At 40.7% G+C, this 14,063-nt stretch carries 8 protein-coding genes and 1 CRISPR repeat array; of the genes, 4 read left to right on the top strand and 4 right to left on the bottom strand.

Annotated elements, in window-relative coordinates; genetic code table 11:
* The first annotated feature begins 52 nt into the window (after positions 1-52).
* Complete coding sequence (locus ACYTXL_RS13030) at positions 53-613, top strand: sugar O-acetyltransferase (protein ID WP_461925126.1); 561 nt, start codon at positions 53-55, stop codon at positions 611-613.
* Positions 614-750: 137 nt separating this feature from the next.
* On the opposite strand, the gene ACYTXL_RS13025 is transcribed toward ACYTXL_RS13030, so the two are convergent.
* On the bottom strand, positions 751-1,728 hold the full coding sequence (locus ACYTXL_RS13025; protein WP_461925125.1) for a DUF1517 domain-containing protein: 978 nt from the start codon (positions 1,726-1,728) through the stop codon (positions 751-753).
* Positions 1,729-1,758: 30 nt separating this feature from the next.
* On the opposite strand from ACYTXL_RS13025, the gene ACYTXL_RS13020 reads away from it, so the two are divergent.
* A complete protein-coding gene (locus ACYTXL_RS13020; RefSeq protein ID WP_461925124.1) occupies positions 1,759-1,965 on the top strand; it encodes a hypothetical protein in 207 nt (68 codons plus the stop codon).
* 666 nt (positions 1,966-2,631) lie between these two features.
* Positions 2,632-3,864: a glycosyltransferase family 4 protein gene (locus ACYTXL_RS13015; protein WP_461925123.1), complete on the top strand. Its 1,233-nt coding sequence runs from the start codon at positions 2,632-2,634 to the stop codon at positions 3,862-3,864.
* Between the two features lie 399 nt (positions 3,865-4,263).
* On the opposite strand, the gene thiS is transcribed toward ACYTXL_RS13015, so the two are convergent.
* Both thiS and ACYTXL_RS13005 read right to left on the bottom strand, forming a co-directional pair.
* On the bottom strand, positions 4,264-4,476 hold the full coding sequence (gene thiS, locus ACYTXL_RS13010) for a sulfur carrier protein ThiS (RefSeq protein WP_461925122.1): 213 nt from the start codon (positions 4,474-4,476) through the stop codon (positions 4,264-4,266).
* A gap of 56 nt (positions 4,477-4,532) precedes the next feature.
* Positions 4,533-5,648 carry a thiamine phosphate synthase gene (locus tag ACYTXL_RS13005; RefSeq protein ID WP_461925121.1) on the bottom strand — a complete coding sequence of 372 codons (1,116 nt, stop codon included), beginning with the start codon at positions 5,646-5,648 and terminating at the stop codon, positions 4,533-4,535.
* A gap of 675 nt (positions 5,649-6,323) precedes the next feature.
* Here ACYTXL_RS13005 and ACYTXL_RS13000 point away from each other — a divergent pair.
* The gene (locus ACYTXL_RS13000; RefSeq protein WP_461925120.1) at positions 6,324-8,318 is read left to right on the top strand and encodes a DUF1565 domain-containing protein; all 1,995 of its coding nucleotides are present in this window, start codon (positions 6,324-6,326) and stop codon (positions 8,316-8,318) included.
* A gap of 684 nt (positions 8,319-9,002) precedes the next feature.
* A CRISPR array of direct repeats spans positions 9,003-9,978; the repeat unit is 35 nt; unit sequence GTTTCCATTAATTCAACTTCCGAAGAAGTTTAAAG.
* A gap of 209 nt (positions 9,979-10,187) precedes the next feature.
* Here ACYTXL_RS13000 and ACYTXL_RS12995 read toward each other — a convergent pair.
* Complete coding sequence (locus ACYTXL_RS12995; RefSeq protein ID WP_461925119.1) at positions 10,188-13,901, bottom strand: CHAT domain-containing tetratricopeptide repeat protein; 3,714 nt, start codon at positions 13,899-13,901, stop codon at positions 10,188-10,190.
* Between the last annotated feature and the right edge of the window lie 162 nt (positions 13,902-14,063).

The raw sequence follows: 14,063 nt of genomic DNA, 5'->3' as shown, positions 1-14,063 counted from the left end.
TAGCCACTACTAATGTGTATCCTACACAACTGAGAAGCCCGATAAGTCTGTCATGGAAAAAACCGAAAAACAGAAAATGCTTGCAGGCGAATTATATCTGACGGAAGATCCAGAATTGGCTGCCGAAAATAAGCGAGCTAGTCGTCTGTTGCGAAGCTACAATTTGACAACAGAAGAACAGCAAGAGCAACGGCAGGAAATTTTACAAGAATTATTTGGAAACATAGGTAACAAAGCATTAATTGTGCCACCCTTTCACTGCGACTATGGCAGTAATATTTTCGCTGGCGACAGATTGTATATGAACTATGGCTGTGTAATTTTAGACTGTAATACAGTTAATATTGGTGAAAATGTCTTGTGCGCTCCTCATGTACAAATTTATACTGCTTATCACCCTATAGAGCCGAAAATTCGTCTTTCTGGTAGAGAATTAGCTGCCCCAATTAACATTGGTAATAATGTCTGGATTGGTGGGGGCGCAATTATTTGTCCAGGTGTAACTATTGGTGATCACACAACCATTGGTGCTGGTAGTGTAGTTGTTAAAGATATACCTGAGAATGTTGTCGCTGCTGGCAATCCCTGCCGCGTTATTCGGTATTTGTCCTAGAATTTAAAACTTATATCTACAAAAAACCGCTTGCCAATGACAAGCGGTTTTCTAGTGATTGCCCTCAAAGGGGAACTTATTTGTTGCCCCAGGATGCCAAGTTTTTCTTAGCGCTAAAGCGCGAAATTTTCTAGAGATTAAACAAGTCTCAAATCAGGATAATTTGCCAACACATCATCAGATGTTAGGGTATCATTTTCAGCTTGCGGAGTCCAAAGAACTTCAATTGCTAAAAGGTTATCGCTAGGGATACTACCAATTTGCCGTAAAGCTTGACGCAAATCATCAGCACTGTTAATTGCTGTAGGGATTTGAAACTTACCTAGTGTCGCCGCCAATAAGGTGACAATAATGTATTCACCAGGACCTTCGGTAAATAGGCGGGTGGGGTTGTCGAGTTCACCGGCCGGGGGTAAAATATCTTTTGCAAGGGCTGCTTTTAACTGGTTGTTGACATTAGAAAGAGTTTCTTCGCTAAACTTGCTGCGTTCTGCCAGTAACAGCCGATTAAACTGACCTTCAGCTGAATTTAAACTGGCTTGTTGAGTGCCACCACCTGCATATACAAAGTATTCAGGATGGCGCAGTAAAGCTAGGCTAGCTTCTTGTAAAACTTCTGCTCTTCCCTCTGGGGTGTTAGTATCAGCAGTTTCAGCAATGTGGTTAAGTTCATTTTGCAATTGACGAGCTTGAGCTAACAAACCTACTTGCAAACGAGTTACAGAAACAGCAGAGTTACTGCTGTAATCTGCCTCTCCAGTTTCACCGCCAGAGACGCGGCGGAAAGTTTGCAATAAGAAATTAGCGATCGCCAAGAAAATTAAGATGGTAAATATACCACCAAATCCTCCCCCAATACCCCAGAAGGGAATTAGGAAGGGAAAGCCAAAACCACCACCATAACCACCACCATAACCACCAGGATAGTATCCGCCCCCGCTAGGAGGTGCATAGGTGCGGCTGGAAGGTACTCTAAAGGAGCCGCCACCGATGCGACCCCCAGTGCGGGCTGCTAATGCTCCATCGGCATGACCAAAAGCCAAAGCTAACACCAGGCTTAGGGCTAAGAAGGTTTTTAACAGAGGTTTGATGGTTTGTTCTAGTTTTTTACGCATAATACAATCACTTGAAAAACGGAATTATTTATGATTTCTCTCCATGCTCTTAGGAGTGTTGGGGTATGTCGCCAACGCCAGCCCGTAACAAGCAAGCAAGTTTGTAGCATTTACGTAACCTTCACTTTTAGAGGCTACATATTCAATTTACCGCGTCTTATGTTGCGTAGGGTGCGATCGCAGGAGGGATTTCTCGACTGGGGAACCGTACCTGAAGATATATTGATCATCACATAAATTGGGGATGTCTACGACGGGCTACGCCTACGAGGAATTGTTGCTATGTCTTGGACTAGCACTTTCAGAGTACAGTTTTGAATTATACAGATTATTTTAATTTTTAGATAAGTTTTTTAACTAATTTTTATAATCCTTATCCTGCTTATTTTGTGCAAACCTGGGAGACAGAAGCAAGGATATTTTTAAATTCTGAACAACATTTGCTACAACTGGCGGCTTGGGGTTTGCCACGCAGACGGATTGTAGCATATATGCGTGTTTTTTATAAGTAACTCAAGCCAAACACAGGATATATTACCCAATACTTACCAAAATTTTGGGAATTTTGACGTAACATTCCATACTATTTAGGATATTCTATTAAGCGTAGCTAAATTTTGTAATTTCCGCAAAGGTAGGTTGCTCATCAAGCAATTTGGCTATCAGTGCTAGCTTTAATTTATTGTCCATCATGCACATAACTTCTTAAATAGTGAGAAATCTGTCACAAAAATCAAATCAATACAATAAAAAAACAATCTTCCTGGCTAATCTTATAAAATAGCCTTCAAATTTCTCTACCACATTCGTTTTAAAAGAAATAAAATAATAATTATGGCTTTGAAAGTAATCCTAATTGTAAATAAATTAAAACTTATTTGAAATGTAGTCCTCAAATTGATTATGGAACATATTTCTCAACTAACAGCCGAAATCAGAGACAAAGCAGCATACCCAGATATCCTAGTCATATCCCGAACTTTTCTGCCAAAAGAAGCTCTAATTGGGGAATATATCTACGATCGCTGTCTCCAAGATCCAGAAAGAGTTATTGTCCTAGCGGCTAGTTGCTTAGGAGATAAAGTATTTGATCAAGGTCAACAGTTTCCGGTGTATCGCTGGTCTTATCCTAAATACTGGCGTAGTGGGTGTGTGGGAAGTATTCTGAAGCCTTTGGTGAATATCGTCTGCTCATTTGTATTAGCAATCAAACTTTATTTTCGCTATCACTACCGTTATATAGAGTGGGGTCATGGATATGACTTTCCATCGCTGTTGCTACTGAGCTATTTCCTACCTATTCGCTTTTTTATCTATCTGCACGGTAATGATCTTCTTTGTATTTTACATAATCCCGTGCTGCGATCGCTATTTAAATTAACACTTCATAGAGCCGAAGGGATTGTTTGTAACAGTTCTTATACACAAGACTATCTCAGAACTGCTTTGCGATTAGATACTCCTACCCATGTCATTAACCCAGTAATTAGACCAGAAAAATTTGGTAATAATGTAGCGAGTTCTAGTAGCCTTGATGATTTACGTGTTTGCGTGCGTCAGACATACAACATTCCCGAAACAGCAATAGTTATTCTCTCGGTAGGAAGGCTAGTAAAACATAAAGGTTTCGACCAAGTGATTGATAACATCCCACTATTGCTAACCTTTGGGGTCGATGTCCACTATATAGTCTGCGGTCAAGGATCTTGTGAGTCGGAACTGAAATCTCTGGCGCATCGTTTGCGGGTAGATAAGCGCGTACACTTTGCCGGATATGTGCCAGAACGGGAATTAGCCGGTTATTATGCAGCTTGCGACATATTTGCCATGCTGACTTTATTGGATACTAAACCTAATAATATGGAAGGTTTTGGTATGGTTTATTTAGAAGCAAGTTACTTCGGTAAGCCTGTAATTGCCTCTCGCTTAGGCGGTATTCTAGACACAATTCAGCATGAGGAAAATGGCATACTAGTTAATCCTAATTCTGGGTATGAAGTTTTTCAAGCTTTCAATCGCTTGTGCAAAGACCAGCAACTACGTGAGCAACTCGGTCGCAAAGGTAAAGAATTAGCCCAGCGTAAAACCCTTCACCGATCGCTTTATAAATCAGAGGGAAGAAACGCGATTTTCTGAACAACGAGATCCCCGACTTCTTAGAGTAGTCGGGGATCTGAGTCTTGTGATTTGAGACGTTGGGACGTTCGGTGAGCGCTCAGTCAAACGATCTAAATCCGCGTCACAAAACTTAGAAATAAGAATTAAATAACATAAGTAGGTAGGCACAATTAAACTGAACTAAGTGAACTTATCTAAAGTCCCAGAAACGTTTGCAGTATAGGCTTTTAAGCAATTTACATTTCTTAATATAGTTGTGCTTTTTAACGCACAACTACTTACAATTTATGTTTATGTCCCTGGCTTACCTCACCCTCAATCCCTCTCCTTATAAAGGAGAGGGAAGCTAGATAGAGGATGAAGTTTTGCATTTTATTTAATCCACGTTCCTTAATTACGAATTACGAATTATTTTTACTAACCACCACCAACGATAGTTACCACTTCCAAGCGATCGCCTAGCTGCACTTTTGTTTGCGTCCAAAACTGGCGGTGTAAAATTTCGCCATTATACTCTACAGCCACCAAGCGAGGGTTAAAACCCAACTGTTGGAGCAAATCGGGTAAATAAGTTGGAAACGAACAGCTATGGGTTTCCCCATTTACCTGAATCGTAATCTCATTAGACATAAATGTGGGGAGTGGGGAGCGGGGAATTAGTTATTCATTAATGACTAATGACTCTTTTAAAGTTCTGGTTTAATGCGATTGAGTTGAGAGAGCAAATATTGTGTCACCAGGGTAGGCTGTTCGGCTTGGATGAGCGATCGCACCACCGCTACACGTTCGGCTCCTGCATCAATCACATCATTGATATTATTGGCATCTATTCCCCCAATGGCAAACCAGGGAATTGAGCAATTTTTGGCAGCATAGCTGACATATTCTAAACCTGTGGCTGCCTTACCTACTTTTGTAGGAGTTTCATAAATTGGCCCCACGCCAATGTAATCTACACCTTCAGCAATTGCCCCTTGCATTTCTTCTTTATTTGTGGTAGAAAGACCGATCAAACGCTGGGAACCGAGTAATTGCCGAGCAACGACAATGGGCATATCTTGTTGTCCCAGATGCACCCCATCTGCATTGACTGCTAAAGCCAGATCCACGCGATCGTTAACAATGAACAAAGCACCGTAGATATGGCATAACTGGCGTAATTTTCTCGCTTGTTCCAAACGCAAAGAATCATCGGCGGTTTTGTCGCGGTATTGTAAAAGCGTTAATCCACCTTTGAGAGCAGCTTCGACGGTGTTCAATAAAGTTTCACTAGGGGAAGTAACAAGATACAGACGCGATCGCCACAACAATTGATGACGCTGATGACCCATTAAACTACTTTCTAGAGTATAAACCTGGTAGCGCATCTGCTTACAAGCTTTAGCCATAGTTGGCAGGGTTAGCTTGCTGTATTCTTCCAACACCCGCAATGCTTCTTCTATACGGCAAAAGTTAGCTTGCAACACCGATTTTATACTAGCTCGTTCTTCTTCCTCAGGATGGGTTAACTCAGTTCCAGGATCGCCCGGTGTATCTCGCGCCGCTCGCAATTCCGAAGTATGCCACTTGGCTAACTCTTGTCGCAGGCGCTTGCATTCTAGAGCCAACTGAGCATTATTCAATCCAAACCGACACCATTCCTCGATAATTCGCAAGCCCTCACGAGCGCGGTCTAAATTAGCATCTAAAATGCGGTAGACAACCTGCTGTATTTGCTCTTTTTGGCTGTATGGCTCGACCATTACAACAACCCCGTTAGTGCTTTCATCGAAGTGAGAATTATCATAAGTCTTAGTAACCATAAGTTAATTAATTTGCTTTTTTTTACTTAATTTTTGCTGAATCTACGCAAAACAACGTAGTGGTGAGGGTTACAGTCAATTATCCCATGTTCCTATAGGTAGCGATCGGGGTAGTTTGAGGCTACAGTTTCGCACTAAGATTAGTCAACTATTTTACGGTAAACGACAAGCTTACAAAAGATTAGGAAGAGGAGATACACTAGAAAGTTGGGTTTCCCTTAAATTTTGCACCAGTTCCAACAACCGCCTAGTAATGAATTACTAGGCTAATAGCGAAAGTCATCCAAAGATGACTGAGAAAAGATTTCACTCTATTTCAATAAGATTCGCCATATAACCCCACTCTAAAAGAGTGAGGCTATTTTAGCGTTCGCCTAGCGTGTCCTTTAGGACAAGGTATTGTTGAACAGACACAAAATCATTGAAAGCGACGGAAAACTCTATTCCCTCGTGGGTAGAGAGGGATAGTCGCCCCGTCGCTTGGGGCATTGGGCATTGAGTAACTTCTTCCCCATTCCCCATGCCCAAAAACTCCATCCCCTTGTGGGTGGAGTTTTTTACTCAATTACTCTCAATTAAATATCGCCAATCGGTCAATATGTGAGTAATATTATCGACATAATACTTTCTAAGAGTATAAGAATTTATTGTTACTTATAAGGAGTTGTGTTAAATATGATTCCCAACCGCGTGTTTTCTAAGTACAGTAGAGTAGATATTCTCCTTGCAAGGCTGAAGTTTCTGAAATCAGCAAGGCTTTTATTTTTTCGCTTTTCAGTATTATCACTTACCGTAGGCATGGGAGCGGCAAGTATGGCGTTCCTGGGTACAAGCTTTGGTAGCGCGTCAGCGTTCGCGCAGCGTCTCGAAGAGAAGCTCGCCGTTGGCGTTCGCGTTAGCGTCTCTGAAAGAGAAGCCTCTCGTAGAGAAGGCATCGCTCAGATTCCATTGACACCAGATTCAGCACCTCTGGGTGAGAAAACAATTTCTCAAGTTAAGTCCCTGTTTGTCAACCCAAGTGTCGGAGATGACAAACAGGGCAATGGCAGCGAATCCGCTCCAGTGAAAACGATTACCCAAGCGTTGCGATTAGCTAACGCCAATACTGTAATTATCCTCTCTACGGGCACTTATAGCGCCGAGACAGGAGAGATATTCCCTTTAATGCTGAAACCGGGTATTTCAATTCAAGGCAACCCTAGCAATCAAGGTAAGGATATGATCATCCAGGGAGGTGGTGATTACCTGAGCCGGAGCTTTGCCGGTCAAAACGTCACAATTGTTGGAGCAAACCAAGCCCTGCTCACTGGGGTTACAGTGACGAACTCGAACCCCCGTGGTTACGGTTTATGGATTGAATCTTGCAATCTGGTAGTCACGGGAAATACATTCGCTGGTAGTACCCAAGATGGGATTTCCGTCAATGGTAATGCTGCACCCACCATTAGCAAGAATTACTTCGATCGCAATGGAGCCAATGGTATCACAATCGCCGGTAATTCCAGTCCCCAAGTGAAGGAAAATGTCTTTCATCAAACGGGTTTTGGAATCAATATTGCCCAAAATGCTGCTCCTGTAATCATCGGCAATCAAATTCAGAACAATAGAACCGGAATTGTGGTGCAAGCAAATGCTCGCCCGATTTTGCGGAATAATTCTATTCAAGATAATAAAGAAGATGGTTTAGTTGCGATCGCTCAAGCAATGCCAGATTTAGGTAGTGCATCCGAATCTGGGGGTAATGCATTTCAAAATAATGCTCGCTACGACATTAACGCCAGCGCTGCTAAACAGGTAATTTCTGCTGCTGGTAACAATCTTGTAAGTAGTCGGATCAGCGGCAAGGTAGATATCAACGGTACAACACCATTAGTAGCCCAAACTTCTCAAACCCCCCCTATCCCCAATAATGTTTTACGAGAAATACCACCAATTGGGGAAATCACCTTCTCGGCTCCCGAAATCTCTAAAACTACCAACGGGCAAACCAGCAACAGCATTTCACCAAATAATCGTGTGACTGGACAATTAAACAGTCAACTGCTGCCATTGTTGCCAGCAAGTATACCACTTTCCCTCCCCAGATCCAATCAACAGCAAGCTACCTCTAAAGTTGCCGGTTTTCCTACTCCTAGCAGCTTGTCAGGTAGACAAATATCAACTGACACTTCAAGAGTTGCAACTTCCAGTTCAGCAGAGCCACCTGATACGCCACAGTTGAATTATGTACGAATCGATCCCAATCCGATTCAGGTTACTCCGCCTGAGTATCCATCCAATTCAGTAGCACAGCCACAAGTCCCAAAGATGAGGGATCAAACACAGCAGTCATTACCAATATTAGAAGCTGCTGCCCCAAATGCTGAAGCACTTTTGCCAATTCCTAATGCCAATATCCCAAAAGTACCAGTACCTGCAAGTTCTACAGCTATGCTCAATGACGCAAACTCTGCGACACAGTTCGGTATACGTTATCGCGTGGTAGTTCCACTTGCAAGTGATAAAGATAAAGATTTAGTACGAATCCTTGCTCCTGGTGCGTTTCCCACAGTTTGGCAAGGTGAAAGAGTTATGCAAGCAGGAGTATTTAGCAATCAATATAACGCTAAAGAAATGCTAAAAAAACTCTCTAGCAATGGTTTAAGAGCGATTATGGAGCCGTTGAATTAATCTGCTATGAAGTGCTAAGTAGGAAGGCACAATTAAATATAAGATAAAACCTCACCCTCAATCCCTCTCCGTGAGTTCGGAGAGGGAAGCCGGAGGCAGAGTAAGGTTTTATATTTAATTTGACCCACTTACTTACACATAATTAAACTAATTTGTGCTACATAATCCTAAAAAAAGATAATTCCTTTGTACTCGTATTTTTATGACTGATGGGTATTGAGTCGATAGATTGAAGGCAGGGGCGTGAGGGATAGTTTTAAGTGCGGTGTATAGAGAAAATGTCAGGAAATGGGAGTTTCCCGACATCACAGGCATCACCGTGCCAAAAAAGGTTTTTTGTACGCTAAGAAAATTTCAAGTGCCTGAAACGACGATTTTTCGTTCAAACTTGATCAAAACTAGCAGCATAACCATAGTTCTTTCACCAAAAAGCACTTCTTGAAAGGCTTACTCCATCTTAGATTAAACTAAGCGAGACTCTCACAAGTCCCGCTCGTCTTCAAAACCGGACGTGACACTTTCGCATCATCCGGCTCCTCAATGGCTTGGCTCTTGTTATGAGTACCTCTAACCACCTTGGGGCTGGGCTTGACGCTATTACAGTCAGATTCACCGTTTTTGTTTATTACGGCTTTAGAAGTTTAAAGGGTGGTAGCATAGCATATTTATGCTCTCAGTCTTCAGGTTTCCATTAATTCAACTTCCGAAGAAGTTTAAAGAACAAACCTTAATCCGACTTGATAAGGACTTACGCAGTTTCCATTAATTCAACTTCCGAAGAAGTTTAAAGTGTTTAGTGCTTTATTTTATTTTTAAACAAAATAGGTTTCCATTAATTCAACTTCCGAAGAAGTTTAAAGGTATTAATAGTCCTTTGAATAAATCTTCATTTGATTGTTTCCATTAATTCAACTTCCGAAGAAGTTTAAAGCCCAACCCGGCAGCAATGCCGTGGGAAATGTTGTACCGTTTCCATTAATTCAACTTCCGAAGAAGTTTAAAGGACAGTGGCGTGATGACGAAGGAAGCGTGTGACCTTCACGTTTCCATTAATTCAACTTCCGAAGAAGTTTAAAGAGGAAAAATACTCCTGTCACTAAAGGTATGGAGGCTACAAGTTTCCATTAATTCAACTTCCGAAGAAGTTTAAAGTCGATTGAGTAGATTCCCCAAGGAGGATCCTCCAAAAGTTTCCATTAATTCAACTTCCGAAGAAGTTTAAAGCTCTGGCATTAAACAGAAACTATATTTCCCATCTATCGTTTCCATTAATTCAACTTCCGAAGAAGTTTAAAGTTGGCGGTGGTTTGGTATTGGTGGGCTTTCTGGTTTCAAGTTTCCATTAATTCAACTTCCGAAGAAGTTTAAAGTGGTACTGGTGGAACAGGTACAGGCGGTTCAGCAGTTTCCATTAATTCAACTTCCGAAGAAGTTTAAAGGGGTGGCAGTGTTAAAGTTGGTCCGGTTAATAACAACAGTTTCCATTAATTCAACTTCCGAAGAAGTTTAAAGCTGCGAACCAACTAAACGGTAACAACCCAAGTTCCAGTTTCCATTAATTCAACTTCCGAAGAAGTTTAAAGTCTTTCTATTTTTACCCAGTTCCATGGGGAAGAGGTTATATAGTTTCCATTAATTCAACTTCCGAAGAAGTTTAAAGGGCTGGCTTTTGAAAGCCTTACCCAGAGGTCATCCTACAGCAGATTTTCGGGGCTTGTCAAATTTATCCAAAATAAATACCCTCAATTGAGAATTAACCTGATAGAAAAAGCCTGAAACCCTTAATTGATAAGCTTGCCGGGGCTGCCAACGAAAGAATAGGGGTTTGGGGCTTTGGACTTCAGCCCCGAAACAATATCTGGAGTGGAACTATGTCACCAACGGATCTGTATTTCCCTGGCAAATCCAAGCCCCCCAGTAAAAAGGATGTTCTAACGGTGTGTCTTGTTCTTGACAGTTAATCTCGGTATCTGCGGATAATTTCTTTAGTTCTAACAATTCTTTTAATACTTCTAATCCCAAAGCAGAGTCTCGTAATTCTTTGACAGTAATTTTACGTATATAATCTTGAGCAGATTGTAACGCCTCTACACGACCCATACCACAAAGCAAGTTATCAAAGAAACGCTCCATTAGTAAAGCAGTGGCTGGATCGGGAACTTGCCATAGGCTCATAACTAGGGTTTTTGCACCAGCAACTGTAAAAGCTCGACGCAATCCAAATACACCTTCGCCAATTTTAATATCTCCTCTGGCGGTGTCACAGGCAGACAGCACAGTAATTTCGTTTGCCCATAGGTCTAAAGCTGCAATATCTTGAGCAAATACAACCCCTTTACCCGCTTTGGGAGGCAAACTTCCGCCAGTCAGCCCAGTATTAGCACCTGCGAGAGCTAATGCAGAGCGCGTCATGGGGTTAGTTAGTTTGAGTTTTGGGATTTCAGTTTTGGGGTCGATCAGATTTGGAATTGGTGGTGTTGGGGATGAATCAGGTAAGAACAAACCATGAGTGGCGATGAGCATGACGTGGGGACACTTACTATTAGTTAGATGGGTTTCTAGTGCTTCTGCTCCCAGATATAAACGTGCATTTAACAGCTTTTGAGCAACAATTTCACCCAAGAATCCAGTACTCTGAGTACGAGATAGACGATCGCAACCAAATATTGCCAGTAACTCATTTGTTTGTCCGTGCGCCTGCTCACTTGCTAAATCAAAATCAGGATCGGCTATGATCAAAGGTACATCCGCAGTCCGTCCAGTCTTAATCCCAGAGCGCAGAATATCCCGCCCAACACCTAAATATGAAATAGTATATTCATCCATGAGCAGGTGTTTACCTGTTTCATCAAGGGGTAATATCTGAAATGGCAGTAAGTTCAAATTGCCGTCTGGTGCAAGTATTAGATGTTTGTAGCCTCCGAGTACCTCACGGAAATTACCAAACAGCAGTTGATACAGTTGAATTGCTGTGGTTAGGTCGTATTCTTTAGTCGGTAATTTAGGTATAGATGCCCAGCCTAGTGTTTTTTTGCTAGAGTCAGATAATTGCAGACGTAACACTGAAATTAACTCATCAATAACTTCAGCTTCTCCTAAATCGAACATTTGTACTGCATCTGGTAATCCCGCTTTTAAGACAAATGCTAGATAACGCGCCCGATACCATTGTGTTTCACCTTTAGCTGGAACTGCTTGAAAATTGAAAAAATCGAAGCGAACAAATTCGACTAAAACCGAATCAATTGGTAATGCCTCAGCCACAGCAAAACGGTCAGGAAGTTGTTCAGATAGTTGAATTTCCGGTACTTGAGTAGCTAGTTGTTTTTGTAAGTCGTTGGATTCTGCCTCTAGTTGTGCTAGTTTTTTTTGAAAATCTGCAAAGTCTTGTCTTTGAGCCGCAGAAACAGTTAGATTGAGTAACTGTGCATTTAACTTACTGAGTTCACTAAACTTTTCTTTGAGATGTGGATAGCGATTGCTATAAAGGGCTTCATTTTGAGCAGCTAAAGATGTTGCTGTTAAAGCTTTGCGTTTGAGGACAAAATCTAAGGCTACCTGCAAAGCACTTTCGGAATCAGAGAGATGCTTATAGACTAAAGAAAGGAATAAATTGAAATTACCTCTAAGTTTTTCAATAAAAGCGAGGCGATCGCTTTCGGAACTGAAAGCAAATATACTATTAATCATTAAGTCATTGATACAGCTTGCCTGTATGCGATATGACAAAGCATCACTATAGCGTTCCATAGCAGCTAATACAGTTGCTAGATTATTTAAACTGAGGGCAGTATCAGGATGCTTATCCCCCAATAAGTGTTTTCTCATAGATAAAGCTTCTAGATACTTCTGTTCAGCTTCTTCATAGCGCCCAAGGGATAAGTATATTAATGCTAAATTGTTAAGACTGTTGGGAATATCAGGATGTTCTTTGCCAAACAAAGATGTCCTAATTTTTAATACTGACAAGTGCAGTTTTTCAGCTTCAATGTAGCGTTGCTGACTACCATAGATAGTAGCTAAATTATTCATACTAGTCGCTACTTGAGGGTGTTCATCACCAAATAAACTTTTAACAATCGCCAAAGCTTCTAATAAGAAAGATTCGGCTTGTGAGTATTTAAATTGAGCATCATATAGTACAGCCAAGTTATTTAACATAGCCGCAACTAGATAATGTTTTGCTCCTAGCAGTTCTTTAATCATTGCTAAAGCTGTTAGATGCGTTTGTTCAGCTTCTGAATATCGCCCTTGCAGCCGATAAACTACTGCGATATCGTTTAAGCTAGTTGCAACATCAGGATGATTTTCTCCCAAGATATTTTTTCTAATAGAATAGGCTTCCAGGTAAATTTGTTCAGCTTTTGAGTATTGCCCTTGCATTTGATAGAGCAATGCTAAGTCATCTGAACTATTTGCTACACTAAGATGCTCTTTTCCAAGTAAGCGTTCGAGCATTGGTAAGGCTTGTAAATATATTTTTTCTGCCTTTAAATAGCGCCCTTGAAATGCATAATTCCTTGCGAGATTAATTAAACCATGTGCAATATCTGGATGTTCTGAAGTAAACAGGAGATTTCTGATTTCATCAGCTTGTAAATATATATGTTCTGCTGCTAAATAACGCCCTTGTAAGAAATAAATTTCTGCCAAATTACTCAAGCTATTTGCAACATCAGGATGCTCATCACCAAGCAAACATTTTCTCATAGCTAAGGCTGATAAATGCATTTGTTCAGCTTCTAAGTATCGTCCTTGCTCCTTATGATTGGCAGCAATATTATTTAAGGCAGATGCCACTAGAGGATGTTCATCTCCTAGTAATCTTTTCCAACTTGCTAAAACTTCTAAATAGTTTTGTTCAGCTTCTAAGTAACGCCCTTGTGAATCATAAAGTGCTGCTAAATTGTTTAAACTAACAGTAACATCAGGATGCATCTCTCCAAATAGGCTTTTGATCATCTCCAAAGCTGATAAATGCTTATTTTCTGCATCTAAGTAACGTCCCTGAGTCGCGTATAGTGCAGCTAGATTATTAAATGTACGCCAGATATCATAGTGTTCATCTCCAAAAGCAAACTTTTGGATTTCTAAAACTTGTGAATATATATTTTCTGCATCTGAATAACGTCCTTGTTCTCGATAAACTTCGGCAAGATTGTTTAAAACAATTGCGACTTGGGGATGTTCATCTCCAAGCAACCGTTGCCAAATCTTAAAAACCGTTAAAAAACCTTGTTCAGCTTGCGAATATTTTCCTAAAGAAAAATGAAAAACGGCTAAATTATTTAAAGATTCTGCTACATTAATGTGTTCTTCTCCAAACAAATTTTTTCTGATATTTAGGGCTTGTTGATAGAGAATTTCTGTGTCTGTATAACGACCATGTAGGCGATATAACTCTGCCAGATTATTCAGACTATCGGTGAAAACTGAATGTTCAGTTATTTGCAGTTCTTGTCCACAAATTACAGCCTGTTGTGCCAAATCTAAAGCCACATCTAATTTTCCTTGTTCAACTAAGTGAACAACTTGAGCATTAAGAGCATTAAGATTGTTGATGTCCTCGATACTGCTAGTCACGTCCTTTGCTCCGAATTAAAAATTAATGATCCCCATAAATAAATTTACTTGCTCTGTATCATGAGTCGTTTTCGGTCATTTAAGTAAAAAGTGTTAGTGGGAATATAATTTGCTTTCAAATCAAGAGATATGGAATCTATATCTAGTAGATGATAGTGGAAA

The sequence above is a fragment of the Nostoc sp. genome (assembly GCF_054880495.1).
The sequence above is the reverse complement of the archived record's forward strand: the minus strand, read 5'-3'. Positions and strand labels throughout refer to the sequence as shown.